Raw genomic sequence first — 22,224 nt, 5'->3', positions numbered from 1 at the left:
TTGTAAAGGTCTTAAGTCTCTTAAGACCTTTTTTTATATAAAAGTGGAGAGAGAAAAAGATGTCATCAGCTAAATATCGCAGAATTTTGCTTAAGTTGAGTGGTGAATCGTTAATGGGCAACAAAGGATTTGGAATAGATCCCGAGATGCTCAAATTTTTTGCTGAAGAAATAAAAACTGTGCACAACATAGGTGTGCAGGTAGGAATAGTTATAGGTGGAGGCAACATTTTCCGTGGACTTGCAGCCGAGGGCCAGGGAATAGACCGTGTTACCGGTGATCTGATGGGAATGCTTGCAACAACAATAAATTCACTGGCACTACAGAATGCAATTGAAAAAGCCGGAGTATTTTCCCGTTTGATGACGGCAATAAAAATGGATGAGATTGCAGAGCCCTACATCAGAAGAAGGGCTATCAGACACCTTGAGAAGGGGAGAGTTGTAATATTTTCAGCCGGAACCGGTCACCCCTATTTCAGCACTGATACCGCAGCAGCACTTCGGGCTGTTGAAATTGAAGCTGATGTAATTATTAAAGGAACCCGCGTGGATGGTGTGTTCGATTCCGACCCCGAAAAAAACCCGGGAGCGAAGCAATACGAAGGAATCAGCTACCTCGATGTAATGAATAAAAATCTTCGGGTTATGGACCTTACCGCGATAAGTCTCTGTCAGGAGAACGATCTTCCTTTGCAGGTTTTCAACATGAATGTCACCGGAAATTTATTGCGTGTTGTTATGGGAGAAAATATCGGTACATTTGTAAATCATACTGGTTAAAAGTAAATTTGTTTTTTAAAATCAGTAATTTTATATAAGGCTTGAAATGGAACATATAATTAAAGAAGCCACGACCAAGATGAACAAATCAATTGAAGCGTTCAGACAGGAACTGGCAAAAGTTCGTACGGGAAAAGCTACCACAGCGATTCTTGACGGAATCAAAGTTGATTATTATGGAACACCGACCCCATTAAAGCAGGTTGCGAATGTAAGTGTACTGGATGCACACACACTTTCCATCTCCCCTTGGGACAGAAGTTCGATAAATGCGATCGATAAAGCAATACTTCAGGCAGATTTGGGGCTTAACCCGGTGAATGATGGTATCAACATCAAAGTTCCAATTCCTCCTCTTACCGAAGAGAGAAGAAAAGAATTTGTAAAACTGGTCAAGAAATTTGGTGAGGAAGCTAAAATTGCGATCAGAAACATTCGTCGTGATGCAAATGAGCACCTGAAGAAAAAACAGAAAGACGACAAATTGTCAGAGGATCTGTTGAAAGAAGCTGAGCAGAAGGTCCAGAAATCGACAAACGATCACATCACAGAGATTGATCAGATACTTGTACATAAAGAAAAAGAGATAATGGAAGTTTAACCGGCGTTAGATTTTCATTGCTGCCTTGATTTTTCGAGTCAAAAATCAAGGCAGCACTCAAAATAAGAATAAATTTCCCCCTCGGAGAGCTTTTTGAAGAATGCCTGCAGGCTTTTCTGTTTATTGTTTCTCTTTACTGTGTCAGTGACGGCTCAGGATGAGATGCAATTTGAACTACAGACAATCAAATTTGAGGGGAATAACAGTATCCCGTCGAAAGTAATCTCTTCGATTTTAAAGTCGAAAGAATCTCCCAATAATTTTTTCCAGTTGCTTAATAAGTTCACATCACTTGGCGCACCGCCGGTCTATATCGATTTTGATTTAGTGGAAACTGATGTAAGGAACATCGGAGCCCTGTATAATTCGAGAGGATTTTTTAAGACAAAGGTTGATTACTACTATTCACTCGACTCGGCAAGTCGAAGTGCAGACCTCACCTATCAAATTTTTGAAGGACCCGAAGCAATATTAGGGAAGGTGAAGTTGCATGGCTTGACAGAATTTCCCCGGGGAGACTATTGGGAGATTAATGACAGAGTACTTGTGAGAGAGGGGCAGCCCTATTCGCAGGATCGTGTTCTTGAGTCTGTTAACGGGGTTTTGATGTACCTGAAGTCTCAGGGGTATCTTCTTTCAAACTATGACAGTACTGTGGTTGTAAAGGATACTTTGATTGACAGAGCTTATGTGGATATCTTTTTTCAACTCGGAAAAAAATATTATATCGATTCTGTCCTTGTTACTACTGGCGGACCCGGGAAGGATGAAGTCAGTGAGGAGATGCTCGAAAATCTCACCGGAATAAAACAGGGTGACATATTTGATATTAATAAAATTACTCAGGCACAAGTCCGTCTTTACAGAACCGGGCTATTCAGTTATGTCAGGATTTATCCCGGAATGGAGGGAATCCGGGAATCATTTGTGCCGGTCAAGGTAGACGGGAACATTTCGAAGATGAATGATTTGAACCCTGAGTTGATAATGAACAACATCCAGAATGCGTTTAATTTTGGTGTGGGTCTCGAGTATAACAGGAAAAATTTTTTTGGGGGTGCAAGGCGTTTTACTTCGAGAGCGCAAATAAACTACCAGGATTTATTTTCACTTAATATTCCGAGGTTATTCAGCCTGATTTCACTTTCGGACACAGTAACCACGGGGGCTGCTGAATTTAGAGCCCGGGTGGAGCAACCATATTTTCTGGGACAACCTATTTTCGCGAGTCTTGAGTTATCAAGTCTGATACAAAAAATAAGATTTTTGCAGGGACTTACCTACAAGGGGAAGGTAAATTTCGAGTTCGAGCTGCCGAAGTACACATTTTTCAACAGTATGAACCTCTTTTATGCACTTGAATACAACAGGCTGACGGTAATAAGCGAGAAGCTTGGAAATCCGGCAAATGACCTGATGTCAGCGGGATTTGGAGCCCAGATGGTATCGAGTCATGTTGATGATTTTATTTTTCCAACAGAAGGTAGCAATTATAATATTTACCTGGAGGAAGGAAATCTTTTACCGTATCTTTTCTCAAAGATTATTAAAGGGGAATATTTATCTTTATTGTTTTTGAAGAGTCAGGCAACTGCAAGTTATTATTTTTCACTCTCTTCGGTTAACGATCTTGTATTAGGGTTAAAGTTTTCCGCCGGTTATATTGGGACATTATCAGGAGACAAGAACAGTGTGCCTTATGTTAAGGAATTTTTTGTCGGAGGCAGTAATTCTGTCAGAGGGTGGTCGTCAAGGGCTTTCCCTCCACAAAAGGGAATTGGAGAGGAGTTGAATGAGAACAGCATCCCCGGTGGAAGGATACTCACCGAAGGATCGCTTGAGGTAAGGAAGAAATTTAATGATTTGGTAGGAATGGCAGCGTTTATCGACTGGGGGAACACCTGGAAAGAGATGTCAAATGTAAAAATCAGCGAAGTGGCAGTGGCAGCAGGATTTGGTTTTCGTTTTTATACTTCCATTGCAGCATTCAGACTCGATTTCGGTTTTAAGGTATATGACCCCTATGACCGAACCCCGATTTTGCAGCGGAGATTTTTCGATCTGATGCAATTCCACTTTGGAATTGGTGAGGCGTTCTGACAGTTAATCAAATTGATTAACTCCTTAATTTTGCGTATATTTAAAAATTTAAAATCCGGTTTTTATGATCCTAAGTATGACAGGTTTCGGCAAGGCACTCTCCACCTATAAAGGATATGCCTTTGAATCAGAAGTTAAAAGTCTGAACAGCCGTTACCTTGAAATCACAATAAAACTCCCCTCACTTCTGCAAAATAAAGAATACGAGATCAGGGAAGCCCTGAAGAATCTTTTAAGGCGTGGAAAGATATATATCAGCCTTTCCATCAGACCCGAAGAGAATGAAAATGAGACATTTTTTCTGAACGAAAGCAAGCTCAAAGAGCTTCTCGGAGTCTTCGGGAGAATAAAAAGCGATTATGGTGTGACAGGGGAGGTGAATCTCGATCATATAATCAATTTCAGGGATATATTCACTCCTGAACTTGACGAACTGGATGATGATCACATTGAGCATTTGAAACTTGTTGTAATTGAAGCTGTCAAACAGTTGAACCAGATGAGGGAAGCGGAAGGCGGAGCGCTTGCAAAAGATCTCTCTGAGCGGATCAGGCTCATTGATGGTTATCTTGCAGATGTGGAGAAAGATTACAGTGGAAAAGTCGCTGAGTACTTTAGTGAGTTGAAAAGGCGTGTGATCGAGATAACTGAAAACAGCAACATCAATCCTGACCGGATCGAGTACGAAATTGCGATGATCGCCGACAAGGCTGATATTACAGAAGAGTGTGTAAGGTTAAGAAGTCACTTGAATTTTTTTCTGGAGACTCTCGAGAAAGAGAATGAGGCAGGGAAAAAGCTGAATTTTATATGTCAGGAAATGCACCGTGAAGCCAATACTTTGGCGTCCAAATCGCTTTCCACTGAAGCAATTCACAAATCTGTTCAAATCCGTGATGAGATTGAGAGAATCAGAGAGCAGGTGCAAAATATTGAGTAGCAGTAAGGTACGGGGCAAAATTTATGTTATCTCGGCACCGAGCGGGACGGGAAAAACCACGATAATAAAAAGGATCAAGGAAATCAGACCCGAGATCCGTTTTTCAATTTCCGCAGCAACCCGCAACCCCAGGGGAATAGAGGTTAACGGGAAAGACTACTACTTTTTGTCCAAAGATGATTTCATGAAGAAAGTGGAAGCCGGTGAGTTTGTCGAGTGGGAAGAAGTGTTTGGCAACTACTATGGTACGCTTAAAAGTGAACTAGTGGACACAGTTGAAAAAGGGGAGGATGTAATACTCGAAATTGATGTGAAAGGTGCTTTAAACATAAAGCAGCAATTTCCCGAATCGGTTCTTGTTTTTCTTCTTCCACCCAGCATTGAAGAGCTGGTTGCCCGGCTGACCGGAAGGAATACAGAAAAGCAGGAAGAGCTTGAAAAGAGAATAGCAAGGGCAGAACTTGAATTTTCTTTCCGTGAGCAATTCGATCATTGTGTGGTAAACAATGATCTTGAAGAATGTGTAAATGAAGTTTTAGAGTTAATAAGTAAACCCAAAACCATTGGAGGTAACCAATAATGGGAATAACCCCGGTTGATCTTAGAGAGATCGATAAAAACGCAGCAAATGTCTATGAAGCCATAGTAATTGCAGCAAAACGCGCCCGTATCATAAACGATGCACAAAGAATTGAATTTAAGCAAATGCAAAGCAATTTGCCTGAGAACAATTCTGACGACGGTGAAGATCTTGACAATCCCGATCAGATGAAGATTTCGGTGGAATTTGAGAAGAGGGACAAACCACATATTCAAGCCCTCAATCAACTTCTCGACAGCAAAATTCACGCTGAATACAGAGACAGAGGATAACTGAATTGGCTGCCGTAAAGCCACTTGCCGGCAAGAAAATAATTCTTGGGGTGACGGGTTGCATCGCAGCTTATAAATCTTGTTATCTCGTTCGAGAGCTAATTAAAACAGGAGCCGAGGTAAGAGTGGTAATCTCTCCCTCGGCTGCTGCATTTGTATCCCCCCTGACCCTTTCCACCCTATCAAAAAACAAAGTTATCAGAAACATATTCCCTGATGATTTGAATGGTAATGTTGAAGTGGACCCCTGGCATATTGAATACGGTATCTGGGCTGATTTAGTGCTCATTGCTCCATGTTCGGTGAATACGCTGGCAAAGATAGCTTCCGGATTTGCTGATAATGCTCTTACGACACTGGTTACTGCCCGCAGGTCGCCGATGATAATTTGTCCCGCAGCAGATCACGATATGTACGAATATGAAATAACCCAAAGCAATATTGATACACTTCGCAAGAGGGGTGTTTTTATTGTTGATGCCGAGTACGGTGAGCTCGCAAGCGGACTTGTCGGGTTAGGTCGTTTCCCGGAGATACAAAAAATAATTGATGCTGTTTATACAGTTCTTTCCGGCAGAAGTAAAGACCTCAGCGGGAAAAAGATAGTTGTAACAGCAGGACCGACTTATGAAGATATCGATCCCGTCAGGTACATTGGAAACCGTTCATCCGGGAAGATGGGTTACGAGATAGCAAAAGCAGCATTCCAGAGAGGGGCTGAAGTTACACTCGTCTCCGGACCTTCTCATGAATATATTTATCCCGAGATTGAAACAATAAAAGTAAGAAGTGCTTCCGAAATGTCACAAGCGGTAAAAAGTGTTGTTTCAAAAGAGAGTGTTCTTGTGATGGCTGCAGCAGTCGCTGATTTTACCCCCGCTACAGTATCCGCAAAAAAAATCAAAAAGGAAATAACCGGACTTGATTCAATTCAACTTACGGAGACTGAGGACATCCTCTCTGCTGTAGGTAAACAAGCCGGATTTGTTGTTGGATTCGCTCTCGAAACTGATAACGAAATTGTGAATGCACTCTCTAAAATGGAGAGAAAAGGACTCGATTCCATTGTCCTCAATTCACTCAATGATGCCGGTAGCGGTTTTGAATTCGCTACCAACTCAGTAACAATTCTTAAGAGAGACGGAAGCACACTGCGACATCCCTTGCAGTCGAAGACCGAGATAGCACACTTGATACTCGATTCCTTTTCCGGCGAAATATGAATCTGAAAAAGGAAATCATTAAATCGCTCGAATTGCAAAAAGAACAATTTGGCGATGACCTTTATACCACTCTTAACATTCCCAAATTTGAAGACAAAACGGTTGAGCAATCACAGCCTGTTTTTATTAAGTCCCATGCCGCAAAACCTTCAGTGTCAGCAGTATCCCCCCGGGTATCGGGAGATATAACACCTGAAACAATTAAAACCGCCGTTTCGCTCGATGATCTCAGGTCTAAAATTTGCGACTGCATGAAATGTCCTTTGGGGCACACCCGGAAAAATTTTGTATTTGGTGAAGGAAATCCCAACGCCCGGGTGATGGTAATTGGCGAGGGACCCGGAGCGGATGAGGATGCCCAAGGTAAACCGTTCGTCGGACGCGCAGGGCAGCTTTTGACTGATATCCTTAAGGCGATAAAGTTTAGCAGAGAAGAAGTATTTATTGCAAATATTGTGAAGTGTCGTCCACCTGCGAACAGAACACCTTTCGACTCCGAGATTGCCGAGTGCCGACCTTATCTCCTGAAACAGATTGAACTGATTAAACCTTCCTTCATTCTCTGTTTGGGGAGCACTGCAGTGCAGTCACTTCTTGAGAGAAAAGGTACACTGGGAAGTTTTAGAAAAAAAGTATTTGACATTCATGGTGCACAGATGATGGTGACCTTTCATCCTGCCGCACTTCTCAGAAATCCTGCCTGGAAAAGGGATACCTGGGAGGATGTTCAGCTCTTCAAAAAATTGTATGACGAAAAATTCGCATAGTCAGCAATTTTAATTCGTTTTACCACTCATACACATCACTTCGCAATAATTTATTTCCCAATCTCAAATCTATTTCTTAACTTAACGAAGTTAAAAATGGATAATAACAATGTTTTCTTCGTTCAGAAAAGCCGGTCTCGCAGTTACCTTCTCACCTACAGGGAAGATGTTGTTAAGCGAGGCGTCACGACTTCAGGCACTATTCGATTTTAAACTTTATTTACTTCATGCCGGTGAGAAGGATGAGTCGACAGAGATGAGGCTCAAACAGTTGATTGCAGAGAATATCAGTTCTCCGAACCACGAGATAGTGTGGTTAAATGGTGATCCGGCAAAAGCAGTAATTAAAAAAAGCAAGGAACTTAATCTTGATCTTTTGATAATTGGAGCACTTGAGAAAGAAAAAGGATTGAAGAACATCATCGGATCGGTTGCACGGAACATCATGAGAAATTGTCATTGTCCGATACTTGTTTTCACAAAACCTGAAGCCGAACGATTTGGCTTCAAAAAAATTATTGTTTCTGTATGCTACGACGGTAAAGGGGAATATGCTGCAAAGATCGCAACACAGATAGCCCGTCACGATCATCCCGAAAGTTTCACATTCATAAAAGAGATAAACATACCGGGGCTGCCGAGTGTTGTCTTCGATTCCGGTTCAACCGATGAGACCGGCAGTATGCGAAAAGAATTGATCGAATTAGAGAGACAAAAAATAAGATTTTTTGGCAATGAGATGGGTTTACACAATGATGAATTCGAGAGTGAAGTGTTATATGGAATAGAGGGCTGGGAATGTCTTAATTATGCCAGTGAGCAAAAAGCCGATTTGCTTGTAGTTACGATGGGAGAGAAAAAGCTCAGCTTTATAGACAGAATTTTTATGCACGACATGGAATTCCTATTTGAAAGAATTCCAACAAACACCCTGCTCTACAAATGAATCACGGCGAAATTGTTACATTTCTCCTCTCGATAAGCATTATGCTTTTCTTCGCCCGGTTTTTGGGTGAAGTATTTAACAAGATCAAACAACCTGCGATTATCGGGGAGATAATAGCAGGAATCGTATTAGGGCCAACTGTATTTGGCAATCTGTTCCCCGGGTTGCACCAGACGCTTTTCCCGCAATCGGGTAATGTTTCGATAGTACTGAGTGGAATTGTACAATTGGCGGTAATTATGTTATTGATTGTCTCAGGACTCGAAGTTAACCTTGCCTTGATTGCAAAACAAGGGAAAACAGCGTTTTATACAAGCAGTCTTGGCATGGCAATTCCTTTTGTTCTTGGATTTGTGCCTTTTTACTTTTATTCCGGTTTTTTTGAGGTTGCTGTTGAGAACAGGCTGATATTTGGATTGTTTATGGGCACAGCCATGTCAATTTCCGCTCTGCCTGTGATTGCCAGGACGCTGATGGATATGAATTTGTTAAAGTCAGAACTGGGTGTCATTATAATAGCTTCGGCAATAGTGAATGATCTGTTTGGCTGGATCTTTTTTTCGATCATCATTGGAATGATCAGCAGTGGAGGTGAATCGAATGTCCTTGTCCAAATTGGTGGTATTTTTCTTTTCCTTTTTCTGCTGTTTGTTATTGGAAAGCCGATTACCGACAGATTGATACCAAGAATCCAAAACAATTTTTCGTACCCCGGAAGTATTCTTAGTTTTATCTTTATTACGGGACTGGTGGCAGCTGCCATTACTGAAGCCGCGGGTATTCATGCAATTTTCGGAGCGTTCATGATCGGAGTTGTCATCGGAGACAGCAGTCATCTGAAAGAAACGACCCGGGAAATAATCCACCAGTTCGTTACGAATATATTTGCACCCCTCTTTTTCATATCCATTGGTCTAAAGGTCGATTTTGTTGCACATTTTAACCCGTTGCTTGTGTTGATCGTTTTGGTGCTTGCGATTGCAGGAAAAGTAGTAGGATGTGGAATCGGAGCCCGGCTCGGGGGGATGAGCAAGCCGGAATCGATGGCAATCGGTTTTGGAATGAATTCCAGAGGAGCCATGGAGATAATCCTCGGATTGCTTGCACTTCAGGCTAAAATAATCAATGAGGAAGTGTTTGTTGCTCTGGTCGTCATGGCGCTGGTTACATCACTTGTCAGCGCACCGATGATGAGTTTCTTTCTAGGATCCATAAAGAAATTTGAGACCTTGAAGCAGATACTTGATATAAAAAACATCATTTTCTCTTCAGATATTGAAAAAGAAAAAATTATCGGAAAACTCGCAGATTTTCTTGCTCTGCAATCAGGTTTAAATTCAGCGAAGATTTATCAGGAAGTGACGGCAAAGGATTCATATTTTTCTCCCGTTATCTTGCCCGGGCTTGCACTTCCTCATGCGAAAATGGATGTAAAAAGGCCATTTCTTGCAATATCCATCAACAGAAATGGCTACAAGTATTCAGTTGATGAAGAAGAGCCGGTTTTCGTCACGATTTTACTGGTATCTCCTGTCGAAAAAGCTGAGACACATCTGAATATACTTGCCGAGATTGTGTCGGCATTTAAAGAGGAAGACTCTGTTAAATCATTAAAAGAGACCGGGGAGGCAGGTTTAGTTGTGAACTATTTCGAGGAGAGAGTATAAAAAAAGGCTGCCTGCAAGCGGGCAACCTTTCTGATCTTGAAAAGTTTTGAGGTTACTCGGACATGAGTACCAGAAAATATTGTTTACCGTTCGAATCAGTTTCCAAAGATATTCTTTGTGAAATACCGTCTTCGGTAATACTCCAGACATTTTTACCCTCTTTTTTTCCTTCCGAGTCAAACATGGAGGCGAGGTAATTCTTCACTTCCTCGTTCACAGGGTAAATTGCCATAGTGTTGCATATGTCATACTCGGAAAAGAAGAGAAACAATTGTCCGATGTCAGGAACCTCCGAGAAGAGAAATTCCATACCGTCATCAGTTTTAAGTTGTTGGAGTGTTATATCTGTTGTCGAATTAAGTATGGTAGTTTTAGACTTGCCCAGATATTCGGGCTGGGCATAAGTCGCACTAAAAAAGGCGATACAAAAGAGTAGGAGGGCTGTTTTTTTCATTTTTTTCCTTTCGGATTTATGAATTGATTATTGAATAATGTCCTGTAATTTAACTCGCGAATTTCAATTATGTTCCAATCGAAGGGAGAAACGGGGGATTGAAAAATTATAAAATAATATTCGATGTTAAATAAGAATTTAGAATGTTTTTCCAAATATAAAAATACTTTAATTTGGATTCATGCAAAATAAAGAGTAAATGCGTATCTTTTGAGTCGTCTTACTCGGATTCCCGGAAACAGAATGTCAAACCTCCATAAACAGTTAATTTCATTAATCAATTCATTCGACACAACCCACCTTGTGTTCGACCGGGAAGGTAATCTCAAATCAGTTTCAGAAAACTTCAGTCAGGTTTTTCAGATTGATCCGGATATTGTAAAAACTGACGGTTTTGGGCAGTTGCTCTATCCGAAAGACAGGGAGAAATTCAAAAAGTGCTTTGAAAAAGTTTTGACCCGGGAAGTGGAATCAGATGAACTTGCTGTCAGGCTTCATATGAAAGACAGGAGTTTTAGAAAGATATCACTCAGGATTATAGACGGCACGGATGATGGATGTATCTCGGGAATTTTGGTCTTTGTAAGGGATATAACCAGGAAGTTGAACTCGAAATTGTTCAAGGACGGTTTTTTTGACCTTTCGCTCGATTTGTTCGCAATACTTGATTACACGGGCAAGATGATCGAATTGAATGAGATGTGGCATGAGAAATTTGGATATTCAAGGGAGGAATTTCTTAAGTCGGGATTTTCCCTCATACTGAACCGCGATGAGAGGCTGGCAGCAGAAACGCTCTATGACTGGCTGAAGATGACCGGAGCGCCACTGTACGATTATGAGGTTGAGTGTCTTACCAAAGGGGGTGAGACCCGGTATGTTAGCTGGTCGGCTCGAATTGATCCGCAAATTGGACTTGTCTTTCTTGTCGGGAGGGATTTTACAGATAAGAAGATTACAGAGAAGAAACTGATTGAAAGCGAAGCAAAACTTACAGCCATCATTGAGAACACAAAAGATATAATATTCTCTATTGACCGCGATTACCGGTTAATGAAGTTCAATGCAGCTTTCACTGACATAATCAGGAGTACATACGGGTTCAGTCCAAAAGTTGGTCATTCAGTAGTCGATCCGAAGGCAAAGGAGAGTACGGTACTGAAATGGAAAGCTCTGTACGATCGCGCATTGGCTGGCGAGGAAGTGGATGCGTATATTGAGGCTGACCCGCCCAATGAATTGAACCATTATGAAGTGTCTATCAATCCGATAAGAGAGGAGTCGGGTGATGTGATGGCTCTTGCAGTATTCATGAGAAATGTGACAGATCGTATAAATGCAGAAGAAGAGCAAAGAAAAATAGCAAATCTCCTGACAGAAAAAAACCGGGACCTCCTCAATTTTTCATTTATTGCCACACACAACCTTCGGGCACCCGTTTCGAACCTGATCAGTCTGCTTTGCCTTTACGACAAGGAGAATACTGCAAATCTTGAAAATGTTGAGATTATTCAGAATTTTGAAAGTTCTGTAAGACAATTGAATGAGACACTTCAGGATCTGATGCAAGCCGTAAAGATACGCGACGAACTGAACAAAAAATATGAAATGGTGGCACTTCAGGAGATGCTTGACTCGGTAAAGACACGATTGGAAAGTTTTATCGATGGGAAGGAAGTGGAGATTAGCTCCGATTTTTCGGAAATCTCTCAGTTCTGTTATTCAAAAGCTGACCTTGACAGTATATTTTACAATCTGATAAGTAATTCGATAAGATTCTCGGAAAACAGCAGGAAATGCATAATAAAAATCAAATCCCTCCAAAACGGGGATGACATTATATTAGTATTTTCTGATAATGGTAAAGGGATAGACCTTGAGAGATATGGCGGGAGGTTGTTCGGGCTTTATCAAAGATTCCACTCTGAGAACGCAGGCAAGGGGCTCGGACTTTACCTTCTCAATACGCAAATCAAGTCGTCCGGTGGCAAAATCGAGGTAGCAAGTCAACCGGGTTCGGGTACGGAGTTTAAAATCACAATAAGAAGGAGGAAGGAAGAATGATTAAAGTTCTTGCCATTGATGATGATGACACACTTCTTTTTATCATGAAACGCTTTCTAAACAAAACGGGCAGAGTTTCGGAGATAAGGACTGCTTCCAACGGTCAGGAGGGGTTGAAGGTTCTTGAGGATGATAGCTGGGTGCCTGATCTCATATTTTTGGACATAAATATGCCGGTAATGAACGGATGGGATTTTCTTGAAATTTTCAATGAAATGAGACCGGGAAATTTTAACGGGAGTATCGTAATGCTGTCCTCATCCACCATGGATGTTGAAGTCGAGGATGCAAAAAAAAATGTGAGAGTACACAGTTACATGTCGAAGCCGGCAGAATATTTCAAATTGCTGGCTCTCGTCGAGGAGATTGACGCGTCAGTTAACGGTAGCTGATGCGAGGGCTTCTTTTATGATATTAACCAGGTCGGCTTTTCTGAACGGTTTCGAGAGGTAGTGGGAGCATCCGGCTTCCAAAATCTTCTCTCTGTCTCCCCTCATCGCCAGTGCGGTGATTGCAACCACGGGGGTTTTGGAGTATCGCTCCATGTTTCTTAATTCCTGAGCGATATTCAGTCCCATCCTGCTTCTTCCCAACATAATATCCAAAATGATAACATCAAATTTTTTCTCATTGATAAGAGCCATGGCGGTCTCGTAATCATATGCCTCACTGATATTATACTCTTTTCCGAGAATAAGTTTAAAAACATCTCTTGCGATTGCGTCATCATCGATGACAAGGAGGGACGGTTTTACCTTATTTTCTGCGTCCTTGTTATGGAGATTCGACAGTTTGGATGGGGCGCCTGTGAGCGGAAGTGAAACTGAAAAACTGGAGCCTACTCCTTCTTTGCTTTCCACAGTTATGGTACCACCGAGAAACTGCACAAACTTTTTAGTGAGTGTCAATCCGAGGCCGCTTCCTTCGAAAGCACGCGAATAGCCTTCACTCACTTGTCTGAAGGCATCGAATACCAGAGCAATATTTGGAGCCTGTATCCCGATTCCCGTGTCTGCCACGGTAATGAGTGCAAATTTTTGATTCAGTCCGTCTTTTTCGATCAACGATATTTTCACTCCTCCTGCAGGTGTGTACTTTACCGCATTGTCGATTAAATTGGTGAGAATTTTTATCAGGACGGCTTCGTCGAGGTATCCCCTTAAATCGTAGACCGGCAGTCCCAGTTCGAGGGTTATCCCTTTCTCCATCGCGAGTGATTTGTACTGATTGGCTACCGATTTGATACAATCGTTGATGCTGATATCCTTTAGGCGGTACTCGAGTCTGTTTGCTTCAAGAAGTGAGAGATCGAAAATGGATTCAAAAGTTTGAAGAAGTCTTTTAGAGCTTTTCATAATTTTTTCGAGCATTTCGACACATTCATCATCAAGAGACTTCTCTTGAAGGATTTCAGTAAATCCCATGATCCCGATAAGTGGAGTTCTCAACTCATGCGACATGTTTGCAAGGAAGGAGGACTTTATTCTGTTGGCTTCCTCAGCCCTTTCCTTGGCAGCAGTAAGTTCAATTTCAGTATTTTTTCTGTCTGTGATATCTCTGAAGATACTGAGAAGATACAATTCATCATCGAATTCAATGAAAGAATTTGAAACTTCCACCCATTTCGATTTCCCATTCCAGAGGTGAACTTCACCCTCATACCTTTGCTGGGCATTTTTGGTTTTAAGGGTTTCATGGAAATTGTTAAGAATGGCAGGGAGATTTTTTGATTCGAAAGAATGAATCACTGTAAATTCCTGCCCTAAAAGTTGTTCCTCGGTTTTTTCGAACAATTTGCAGAAGGAGGGATTAGTATAGACAATCGTTCCCTTTGAGTCACAGAGTCTCATGGCGTCAATGGATGACTGCCAGCCGGCTTCAAAAATCCGCCGGGTTCTCATCACGCTGGCTTCATCGGGTGTGCCATCACCTCCGGCCAAATTGCCGATATTATCGTTTTGCATCAAAAACCTTGGAATGGAGAAACATGAGCTTTTACTCAGCCTTTTTGTAAATAGATCTCATCATCAGGAATTCACTTCCCGACTTGTCATAACCATACATCTCGTTAGCCACCTTCCCTGATTGAGGTTGCATGATCACCATTTTATATTTGTAATCACTGCCGGAGACCGGGTCAAGCATTGAGCCAAGGAGAGTAACCGTATTCGTGGTTTTGTCATAGTCACCTGTGGCAACGGTATATCCCGTTCCAAGATTGTCTATCCAAAAGGAGAAGAATTTTTTCAATTTGTTGTCGTAACCGACAATATTTGCTCCGGTGAATGGTGTCCCGAAGGCAGAACCTTCATGCACTATCTGGAGATATCTGCCGCCAAGTATCATGGTGTGTTTGGAGATCCCTGTATCAACCGTGGCAGCAGTTCCCGGAGACATCCACGATTCCTGAGTATAATTCCATACACCGACAGACTGTGCAAGCCACTGGTGCATCTCACCCGGTGTCATATATTCAGTCCATGCTTTCATAGGATCATCCTGAGCGAACAGGGTTGCTGAGAGGATAAAAATGAAGACGAAAAACGCTTTTTTCATGGTGTATTTGTCCTTAATAAAATCAGTTTGCAATATATCAAAAAAACGGGAAAAAACACACCTGATTTGCCGTCTGTCACAGAATAGTTTCGTTCAGCGTGGTAATATTGCGTCTGTGTATCTTGAAGAATTTAGTGATGAAACTTGCCGTAAGTTACACTAAAGATATTTAAAATTTCGCAAAAACTTCGAATAACTTTCAAAATCTTATCAAACGACCCTCCACAAAAAGAGGAGCTTTGCAGCAGCTCCTCCTTTTGCTTTTAAAGCCTCTCAGTTCTCATCATTCACGAACATCGTCAGCGTTGCCGCGATGATCATGGAGACACCCCCGACTACCAGAGCATAAATTGGATCATCCCCGAAGAACGATTTTACAGTAAATCCAATTAATGTTGCAGCAACAATCTGCGGAATCACAATAAAAAAGTTGAAAATTCCCATGTAAACGCCCATTTTCTCCTGAGGAAGTGCACCGGAGAGGATGGCGTATGGCATTGAAAGAATTGAAGCCCAGCCCAAGCCGATAAAGATCATAGGGATAAGGAGCAATCCGGGTGACGGAATAAAAAGGAACGAAATAAACGCAAGACCTGTCAGTGTCAGAGACAATGAATGGGCAAATTTTCGTGAAAATCTTTTCGCCAGCACCGGCAGGATGAATGCCGTAACCGCAGCAACGCCGTTATAAACAGCAAACAGTACCCCAACCCAGTCAGCACCTTCATTATATGCAATCGACTCTGTATCAACGGTATGATATAAATGTTTGGTAACCGCAGGGGTTGTATAAATCCACATACAGAATAGTGCAAACCAGCTAAAAAACTGAACAAAGGCGAGTTGGATCATCGTTTTTGGCATCTTTAGAAATGAATCAAAGATTTCAGATACACCTTGTAGAAAACCAGCTTTGTTTTTTTTGTGTTCGAGAAATTCTTCCATGTTTTCGGGGGGGTATTCCTTTGTCCTTACCACAGTCCAAAGCACTGCCCCAAAAAAGGCGGCTGCTCCGAGATAGAAAGAATATATGACCGAATCGGGAATCTCACCTTTGGGGGCTGTGTTGCTCATACCAAGCCAGTTGGTCAGCATATAAGGAAGAAGTGAGGCGATTACGGCACCAACTCCGATAAAAAAACTTTGTACGGCAAATCCTGTGGTTCTCTGCTCAGACGGCAGAAGGTCGGCAACGAGAGCCCGGAACGGCTCCATGCTTATATTAATCGATGCATCCATAACCCAGAGCATACCGGCAGCAATCCAGAGAACGGGTGAGTTTGGCATTATTATGAGGGCAAGAGATGCGAGGAGGGCACCCGTGAGGAAGAAGGGCCGTCTGCGACCAAGTTTTCCCCAGGTTCTGTCACTAAGATATCCCACGACGGGCTGGACGAGCAATCCGGTCACCGGTGCAGCTATCCAAAGGATGGGAATTTTATCGATCTCGGCTCCAAGAGTCTGAAATATTCTGCTTGTATTGGCATTTTGAAGGGCAAATCCGAACTGAATACCGAGGAATCCGAAACTCATGTTCCATATTTGCCAGAAATCTAATTTTTTCTTCATTTAATCGACTTTCCAAATAAAAATCACATCTTTAAATTTACGAACATTGGCGGTAAAATTAGTTATAAGTTTTTAGTTAATAGTTATGAGCATTTGCAAATATTCGGGTCAAAATTGTTAATTTGAAGGTCTGTTTAAATAAGTTATCAGAAACGAATAAAATACAATCCGGAGAAACAAATGCTTCAGATGCAGAAAAAACTGAGTAATCTGTTTTATACAATTCTCCCTTTACCGGCGACGGCAATGGGTTTTGCACTGTCAATTCAAATAGCAGCACTAAGCTGGATTATGAACACAAAGTACCATCTTAATCTGGAAGAGATAGGGTTTGTCTGGGCAGCAGGACCGGCGGCAGGTATCATAGGGCAGGTGCTGGTGGGGATGATCAGTGATAATGTGTGGTTCTGGGGTGGAAGGCGGAGACCGTTTGTTCTAATCGGTGGAATAACAGCAGCAATAATGCTGATGGCACTGCCGAATATTGATGTTGTCAGTAATTTTCTTGGAATTGGTGAGATCATCATAGTAGCAACAGGTGTTGCACTCACACTCGATCTGGCGATAAACATCAGTTTTAATCCTACTCGGTCGATCATCGCGGATGTGACACCCGAAGGTGATGCAAGAACGAAAGGCTACACCTGGATGCAGACCATATCGGGTTTCTTCGGAGTGGTTGCCTACCTGATAAGCGTTTTGCTTGACAATTATATATTAATATATTTCGGTGTCTTTTTCGTGTTCCTGTTTTCAGTTATACCGATGTTTTTCATAGAAGAACCCCGCAAATTGTCGGTTGTGGCAGATGAAGCAGAGGAAACAACGCACGAGACCAATACCACGGAACTGTTGAAAATATATGCAGCACACGCATTTTCCTGGCTGGGTGTGCAGACTATGTTTGTGTATATTTTCGGATTTATAAAGGAAGTATTCTATAATTATGAAGTGTCTGCAAAAATTTCTGATGAAGCCAACAAGCTGATCGGCGATAATATCTCCATTTCATTCGCAGTGTTGAATACTGTCGGATTCATTGTCCCGGCTTTGGTACTGGCGAACATTGCAAAAAAGATTGGAAGAGTAAAAACTCACATTCTGGCTCTTGCATTGATGAGTGCCGGATATTTTGCGATTGCATTGTTCGTCCGTGATTCCATCTCATTATACGCCATGATGGCAGTTTGCGGTATCGGCTGGGGAGCAATCGTCAGTCTACCATTTGCAATCATGTCGGAAAATGTAAAAAAAGAAAAAATGGGACTGTTCATGGGGATATTCAATCTTTCTGTGGTACTTCCTCAGTTGCTGGTTTCTGTGATTGTTGGCGGAATCGTTGAAAAGAACCCGGACAAGACACTTATTTTCATGATCAGTGGCGTGGCACTCGCAATTTCCGCAATTCTTTGGCTGCTTGTGAAAGAGACCAAACCGGGTGGAGGAAAAATTCAAGGCGGTGGCGGCGGACACTAAGAGCGCACAATGATTAAACTTGAAAATATCGAACTTAAAAAAGTGGAAGAGGGAGATATCCCTCTTCTGCTCTGGTTCATTAAAAAAATAGCGGAATACGAAAAACTCTCTCACGAAGTGACTGCAACGGAGGAGATACTTACCGAAACTTTTTTCGGCAAAAAGGCGAATGTTGAAGGATACATTGCATATCATGACGGAAAAGCGGTTGGTTATGCAATTTATTTTTACAATTTTTCATCATTCCTCGGGAAAAAAGGGATGTACCTCGAAGATCTTTTTGTTCTGCCCGAATACAGAGGGAAGGGTTTTGGTAAACAAATTCTGATTTATCTGGCGGAACAGGCGATTTCAGAAGGCTGCGGCAGATTTGAGTGGACTGTGCTCGACTGGAACACTCCCGCAATCGAATTCTACAAATCCCTTGGCGCTGTCCCCATGGATGAATGGACGATATTCAGACTCTCGGGTGATGCATTGCAGAAGTTTAAACAGGGAACCTGACGGAAATGACATACAAAAAGGCTGCATACAAACCGGAATCCTTGAGGGAAATTCTTGAAAAGGTGGACAGCAGCAAGAACAGTGCATTTCTTGTGAATCCTCCATTCTGTGGGGAATCCAGGTCTATTCTGCTCACCGGTGCGAAAACAACGCTGAGCCTGACCCCGGATAATGTTGAAGAGTTCTTCAACAGTATTGAAACTTATAAATCTTCCGGATATCATGTGTTGGTCATGGTTGACTACGAAGCCGGGCTTCTTTTTCTTCCAAAGCTTGAGGACATCCTTCAAAGATCGAGAAAAAAGCGTTTTGGTACTGCACTGGTGTTCAAGAAATCGTCTGTGCAGTTTATTGACCTGGAAGGAGTCCCGTTTGGGTTTGAGAGCACCCGTGATAATTTGATAACAGGCTTTCAATTCGATCAGTCCAAGGAAATGTACACCGGTGCAATCAAGTCGATAAAGGAGAGTATAAAAAAGGGGGACACTTATCAAATAAATTACACAATGTCGTCAAGTTTTAACTACTCATGCAGTCCCGCAGAAATATTTTCTTCTCTCCTTTTCAATCAAACTTCGAGATACCCGGCATACATCAACCTCGGAAACAGGGTTGTCTTGTCACTCTCTCCGGAGCTGTTTTTCTCACTGAAATCCAATACGATTAGAGTGGCACCGATGAAGGGGACGATGAAGGGAAATTTATCGACCGGCAATTCGAGAACCATCCAAGCCCGTCTTTCCCGGAATCAAAAGGAGCGGGCTGAGAATTTGATGATAACCGACCTTTTGCGAAACGATCTTCACAGAATATGTTCCACTCGCCCTCTCAGACAGATATCGATTTGCAAAGTTGAAAAATATGAGACAGTTTTTCAACTTGTCTCAGAGATTGGCGGCAAGCTGGACAAAAACATACGACTATTTGACATCTTTAAGGCTCTGTTCCCTTGCGGATCTGTAACAGGAGCACCGAAGATCAGTTCGATGAGAATCATAAACGGGCTGGAAAAAAGAAACAGGGGACTGTATACCGGTTCGATAGGGTATCTTTACGGAAAGAACGCAACCTTCAATGTTGCTATAAGGACTCTTGAACTGGACGGAGAGAATAAAACAGGGAAGGCAGGACTCGGCAGCGGGATAGTCTGGGACTCAGTTCCTGAGAGGGAATACGATGAGTGCGTGATAAAAGGGAAGTTTTTTGCAAATCCATTACCTTATTACAGAATTTTTGAAACAATGCTTGTTGATCAGGGGAGTATCCCCTTAATCGAGTTACATAAGGAGCGGATGGCACAGTCTGCGAAAGTTAATTTATTTTATTTCAGACCCGACTTTTTCACAAAAACGATTTTGGCTGCTCTTTTTGATACTGATGAAACAAAAAAATACAAGTTAAAAATAACTTTGGGAAAATATGGTGACATGGAAGCGGAAATTAAGGAACTTGTGACTCTTCCCGCAGAAATTTTCGTCGCATTTTCAGGGAACCGCATTTCGAGTACGAATCATTTTCTTTATTCAAAGACGACCGAAAGAGCCCTGTATAATGATGAGCGGGAAATTGTCGAGAAAGGGGGCCTCTTCGATCTGATCTATCTGAATGAGAGGGATGAGGTTTGCGAAGGAGGAATCAGCAATGTTTTTGCCAAAATCGATGGAAGCTGGTACACGCCACCCGTCAATTGCGGATTGCTGGAAGGGATAGGAAGGTCACTTTTTATGAAACAGACTGATGCCGTCGAGAGAGTACTCTACAAGGAAGACATTTACGGTGCCGAAGAAGTGGTTCTGACCAATGCTGTCAGAGGTCCTGTGAGAATTGATAAAATAACTAATTAAACACCCCGAAAGATGTTATATGGAAATAATTGATTACATAATAGTGGGAATCTACCTGGTTGGCATTTTAATAATTGGCATGTGGTTTGAGCGGAAAGCCTCGAAAAGTATCGATTCATTCTTTCTGGGTGACAGAAGTCTGAAGTGGTGGGCACTCGGTGCCTCCGGTATGGCATCCAATATAGATGTAAGCGGAACGATGATAAATGTTGCACTCATTTATGCTCTCGGTGCTCAGGGTTATTTTGTCGAAATAAGGGGTGGTATCGTACTTATAATGGCATTTATGATGGTTTTTATGGGGAAGTGGAACCGGAGGGCGCATGTGATGACATTGGCGGAATGGATGCAGTTCAGGTTTGGTGACAGCCGTCAGGGGAGGATCGCCCGTCTGGTCTGTGCCATTGCAATTCTGATGAGCACAATCGCCATCACCGGATATTTTGCCGTTGGTTCAGGCAAGTTTATTGGTGAGTTTCTCGACCTGCCGGAAATCTGGGGAATGAAACCCGATTTCGTAGCTTCAGTGATTATGGTATCCATATCTCTGATGTATACTGCTGCAAGCGGTCTGTATGGTGTGGTCTGGACTGATGTCATTCAGGGGGTGTTGATACTTATTTCGATTTTTGTGGTAATTTACATATCTCTCACTCAATATATTCTTCCCGATACATTCATAATTTCGACTCCTGCAGTGGATGGTGGATTTATAAGCCAGACGGTAACGAGGGAAAGCTGGACAAACATCATACCGCAATGGGAATTAAATTTCCCCAAAGAATCGAAATATGCGATCTACAACCTTTTCGGAGTATCAATCCTCTTTTATCTTGCGAAAACAGTAATTGAGGGAAGTGGCGGTACTGGTGGCTATATGATCCAAAGATACTATGCCGCAAGAAGTGACCGGGATGCCGGGCTGCTTTCACTTTTTTGGACAGTCCTTCTCACTTTCAGGTGGCCCTTCACTGCAGCAGTTGCGATAATGGCTATAGTATACGGGAACACAACCGGCAACATAGTACACGATCCCGAACTTGCTCTCCCAACAGTAATTGACAAACTGATTCCGATAGGCTTCAAGGGTCTGCTGATCGCCGGTCTGATGTCGGCAGCGATGTCAACCTTTGTCTCAATTGTTAATGCAGGCGCTTCATACTGGGTGAATGATATTTACAGAAGTTTTATCAATCCGGGAGCCTCTGAGAAAAAACTTGTCAATCAGAGCCGTCTCGCATCAATAATGGTTGTGGTCGGCGGTCTGATGCTCACGCTCTTTATCACAAGCATTAATCAGATTTGGGGATGGCTTACGATGAGCATGGGAGCCGGGCTTATTGTTCCACTTATTATCAGATGGTACTGGTGGAGACTGAACGGGTACGGATTTACCGCAGGAATCTTTGCGGGAATGACAACCGCCATCGTTCAGGGCCTTGTCTATCCCGATGCACCGGAATATTTTTCATTTCTTTCCGTTAGTGTCCTTTCGTTTGCAGGTACTGTGGTGGTAACACTCCTCACCGAACCGACAGATGACGAGACACTTTCGAAATTCTTCCTGAAAACCAGACCTTTTGGATTTTGGGGAAGGATCACCGAAAAACTCTCGCCCGAACAACGGACAGCGATAAGTAAAGAGAATAAAAGGGACATAATATCAGCAATCATAGCGGTACCATGGCAACTGGTGCTTTTTGCTACTGCAATGGTTGTGGTTTTTAAGGAATGGGACACATTCTTTATACTGTTTTTCATACTGGTAATTTTAAGTTATTTTCTGTATCAGATCTGGTACAAGAATCTGGACGCAAAAGGAGAAGAAAAATGAGATCAATGCACAGATTAATTACAA

The 22,224-nt window shown here is 42.3% G+C and carries 20 protein-coding genes; 16 read left to right on the top strand and 4 right to left on the bottom strand.

All coding sequences use genetic code 11. The features are described 5' to 3' along the window. Nucleotides 1–59: 59 nt before the first annotated feature. The 10 genes from pyrH to LCH52_10590 all read left to right on the top strand — a co-directional run bounded on the left by pyrH (nt 60) and on the right by LCH52_10590 (nt 9,899). Nucleotides 60–782: a UMP kinase gene (pyrH, locus tag LCH52_10635; protein MCA0388939.1), complete on the top strand. Its 723-nt coding sequence runs from the start codon at nt 60–62 to the stop codon at nt 780–782. A 46-nt stretch (nt 783–828) separates the two neighbouring features. Continuing rightward, complete coding sequence (gene frr, locus LCH52_10630) at nt 829–1,383, top strand: ribosome recycling factor (protein ID MCA0388938.1); 555 nt, start codon at nt 829–831, stop codon at nt 1,381–1,383. 162 nt (nt 1,384–1,545) lie between these two features. Then, nucleotides 1,546–3,483, top strand: a complete 1,938-nt coding sequence (locus LCH52_10625; GenBank protein MCA0388937.1) for a BamA/TamA family outer membrane protein — start codon at nt 1,546–1,548, stop codon at nt 3,481–3,483. 64 nt (nt 3,484–3,547) lie between these two features. Further along, nucleotides 3,548–4,423: a YicC family protein gene (locus LCH52_10620; GenBank protein ID MCA0388936.1), complete on the top strand. Its 876-nt coding sequence runs from the start codon at nt 3,548–3,550 to the stop codon at nt 4,421–4,423. After that, nucleotides 4,416–5,003: a guanylate kinase gene (gmk, locus tag LCH52_10615; protein ID MCA0388935.1), complete on the top strand. Its 588-nt coding sequence runs from the start codon at nt 4,416–4,418 to the stop codon at nt 5,001–5,003. Before LCH52_10620 ends, gmk begins: the two co-directional genes overlap by 8 nt. Then, a complete protein-coding gene (locus LCH52_10610; GenBank protein ID MCA0388934.1) occupies nt 5,003–5,296 on the top strand; it encodes a DNA-directed RNA polymerase subunit omega in 294 nt (97 codons plus the stop codon). Before gmk ends, LCH52_10610 begins: the two co-directional genes overlap by 1 nt. A gap of 5 nt (nt 5,297–5,301) precedes the next feature. Continuing rightward, on the top strand, nt 5,302–6,519 hold the full coding sequence (gene coaBC, locus LCH52_10605) for a bifunctional phosphopantothenoylcysteine decarboxylase/phosphopantothenate--cysteine ligase CoaBC (protein ID MCA0388933.1): 1,218 nt from the start codon (nt 5,302–5,304) through the stop codon (nt 6,517–6,519). After that, on the top strand, nt 6,516–7,286 hold the full coding sequence (locus tag LCH52_10600) for a uracil-DNA glycosylase (GenBank protein MCA0388932.1): 771 nt from the start codon (nt 6,516–6,518) through the stop codon (nt 7,284–7,286). The genes coaBC and LCH52_10600 overlap by 4 nt, the downstream gene beginning before the upstream one ends. A 109-nt stretch (nt 7,287–7,395) precedes the next feature. Continuing rightward, the gene (locus LCH52_10595) at nt 7,396–8,232 is read left to right on the top strand and encodes a universal stress protein (protein ID MCA0388931.1); all 837 of its coding nucleotides are present in this window, start codon (nt 7,396–7,398) and stop codon (nt 8,230–8,232) included. Beyond that, nucleotides 8,229–9,899 carry a cation:proton antiporter gene (locus LCH52_10590; protein MCA0388930.1) on the top strand — a complete coding sequence of 557 codons (1,671 nt, stop codon included), beginning with the start codon at nt 8,229–8,231 and terminating at the stop codon, nt 9,897–9,899. The genes LCH52_10595 and LCH52_10590 overlap by 4 nt, the downstream gene beginning before the upstream one ends. Before the next feature lie 52 nt (nt 9,900–9,951). Here the strand turns inward: LCH52_10590 and LCH52_10585 are convergent, their stop codons facing one another. Next, entirely contained in the window at nt 9,952–10,353 is a 402-nt protein-coding gene (locus LCH52_10585) for a hypothetical protein (protein MCA0388929.1), read from the bottom strand. A gap of 243 nt (nt 10,354–10,596) precedes the next feature. Between LCH52_10585 and LCH52_10580 the strand changes: the two genes are divergently transcribed. After that, nucleotides 10,597–12,417 (top strand): PAS domain-containing sensor histidine kinase, encoded by a 1,821-nt coding sequence (locus LCH52_10580; protein ID MCA0388928.1) that lies wholly within the window; start codon nt 10,597–10,599, stop codon nt 12,415–12,417. After that, a complete protein-coding gene (locus LCH52_10575) occupies nt 12,414–12,809 on the top strand; it encodes a response regulator (GenBank protein ID MCA0388927.1) in 396 nt (131 codons plus the stop codon). Before LCH52_10580 ends, LCH52_10575 begins: the two co-directional genes overlap by 4 nt. Here LCH52_10575 and LCH52_10570 read toward each other — a convergent pair. The 3 genes from LCH52_10570 to LCH52_10560 form a co-directional block, all read right to left on the bottom strand. Next, nucleotides 12,792–14,381 (bottom strand): response regulator, encoded by a 1,590-nt coding sequence (locus tag LCH52_10570; protein ID MCA0388926.1) that lies wholly within the window; start codon nt 14,379–14,381, stop codon nt 12,792–12,794. The two genes, LCH52_10575 and LCH52_10570, sit on opposite strands and share 18 nt — an antisense overlap. Nucleotides 14,382–14,412: 31 nt before the next feature. After that, the gene (locus tag LCH52_10565; protein MCA0388925.1) at nt 14,413–14,973 is read right to left on the bottom strand and encodes a DUF1579 domain-containing protein; all 561 of its coding nucleotides are present in this window, start codon (nt 14,971–14,973) and stop codon (nt 14,413–14,415) included. Between the two features lie 273 nt (nt 14,974–15,246). Further along, nucleotides 15,247–16,542 (bottom strand): MFS transporter, encoded by a 1,296-nt coding sequence (locus tag LCH52_10560; protein MCA0388924.1) that lies wholly within the window; start codon nt 16,540–16,542, stop codon nt 15,247–15,249. A 180-nt stretch (nt 16,543–16,722) separates the two neighbouring features. On the opposite strand from LCH52_10560, the gene LCH52_10555 reads away from it, so the two are divergent. Genes LCH52_10555 through LCH52_10540 form a run of 4 tightly spaced genes read left to right on the top strand, consistent with a single transcriptional unit; the run spans nt 16,723 to nt 22,200 of the window. After that, on the top strand, nt 16,723–18,018 hold the full coding sequence (locus tag LCH52_10555; GenBank protein ID MCA0388923.1) for an MFS transporter: 1,296 nt from the start codon (nt 16,723–16,725) through the stop codon (nt 18,016–18,018). A gap of 9 nt (nt 18,019–18,027) precedes the next feature. Then, complete coding sequence (locus LCH52_10550; protein MCA0388922.1) at nt 18,028–18,522, top strand: GNAT family N-acetyltransferase; 495 nt, start codon at nt 18,028–18,030, stop codon at nt 18,520–18,522. A 5-nt stretch (nt 18,523–18,527) separates the two neighbouring features. Next, nucleotides 18,528–20,366 carry a bifunctional anthranilate synthase component I family protein/class IV aminotransferase gene (locus LCH52_10545; protein MCA0388921.1) on the top strand — a complete coding sequence of 613 codons (1,839 nt, stop codon included), beginning with the start codon at nt 18,528–18,530 and terminating at the stop codon, nt 20,364–20,366. Nucleotides 20,367–20,385: 19 nt separating this feature from the next. Beyond that, nucleotides 20,386–22,200 (top strand): sodium:solute symporter, encoded by a 1,815-nt coding sequence (locus tag LCH52_10540; protein MCA0388920.1) that lies wholly within the window; start codon nt 20,386–20,388, stop codon nt 22,198–22,200. Nucleotides 22,201–22,224: the final 24 nt, after the last annotated feature.

Source organism: Bacteroidota bacterium (assembly GCA_020161395.1).
Classification (GTDB): Bacteria; Bacteroidota; Ignavibacteria; order Ignavibacteriales; family Ignavibacteriaceae; genus UTCHB3.
The sequence above is the reverse complement of the archived record's forward strand: the minus strand, read 5'-3'. Positions and strand labels throughout refer to the sequence as shown.

Coding starts and splice junctions, on each gene's coding strand:
- pyrH (MCA0388939.1), top strand. CDS start 60: ATGTCATCAGCTAAATATCGCAGAATTTTGCTTAAGTTGAGTGGTGAA.
- frr (MCA0388938.1), top strand. CDS start 829: ATGGAACATATAATTAAAGAAGCCACGACCAAGATGAACAAATCAATT.
- LCH52_10625 (MCA0388937.1), top strand. CDS start 1,546: ATGCAATTTGAACTACAGACAATCAAATTTGAGGGGAATAACAGTATC.
- LCH52_10620 (MCA0388936.1), top strand. CDS start 3,548: ATGATCCTAAGTATGACAGGTTTCGGCAAGGCACTCTCCACCTATAAA.
- LCH52_10610 (MCA0388934.1), top strand. CDS start 5,003: ATGGGAATAACCCCGGTTGATCTTAGAGAGATCGATAAAAACGCAGCA.
- LCH52_10600 (MCA0388932.1), top strand. CDS start 6,516: ATGAATCTGAAAAAGGAAATCATTAAATCGCTCGAATTGCAAAAAGAA.
- LCH52_10595 (MCA0388931.1), top strand. CDS start 7,396: ATGTTTTCTTCGTTCAGAAAAGCCGGTCTCGCAGTTACCTTCTCACCT.
- LCH52_10590 (MCA0388930.1), top strand. CDS start 8,229: ATGAATCACGGCGAAATTGTTACATTTCTCCTCTCGATAAGCATTATG.
- LCH52_10585 (MCA0388929.1), bottom strand. CDS start 10,353: ATGAAAAAAACAGCCCTCCTACTCTTTTGTATCGCCTTTTTTAGTGCG.
- LCH52_10580 (MCA0388928.1), top strand. CDS start 10,597: ATGTCAAACCTCCATAAACAGTTAATTTCATTAATCAATTCATTCGAC.
- LCH52_10575 (MCA0388927.1), top strand. CDS start 12,414: ATGATTAAAGTTCTTGCCATTGATGATGATGACACACTTCTTTTTATC.
- LCH52_10570 (MCA0388926.1), bottom strand. CDS start 14,381: ATGCAAAACGATAATATCGGCAATTTGGCCGGAGGTGATGGCACACCC.
- LCH52_10565 (MCA0388925.1), bottom strand. CDS start 14,973: ATGAAAAAAGCGTTTTTCGTCTTCATTTTTATCCTCTCAGCAACCCTG.
- LCH52_10560 (MCA0388924.1), bottom strand. CDS start 16,542: ATGAAGAAAAAATTAGATTTCTGGCAAATATGGAACATGAGTTTCGGA.
- LCH52_10555 (MCA0388923.1), top strand. CDS start 16,723: ATGCTTCAGATGCAGAAAAAACTGAGTAATCTGTTTTATACAATTCTC.
- LCH52_10550 (MCA0388922.1), top strand. CDS start 18,028: ATGATTAAACTTGAAAATATCGAACTTAAAAAAGTGGAAGAGGGAGAT.
- LCH52_10545 (MCA0388921.1), top strand. CDS start 18,528: ATGACATACAAAAAGGCTGCATACAAACCGGAATCCTTGAGGGAAATT.
- LCH52_10540 (MCA0388920.1), top strand. CDS start 20,386: ATGGAAATAATTGATTACATAATAGTGGGAATCTACCTGGTTGGCATT.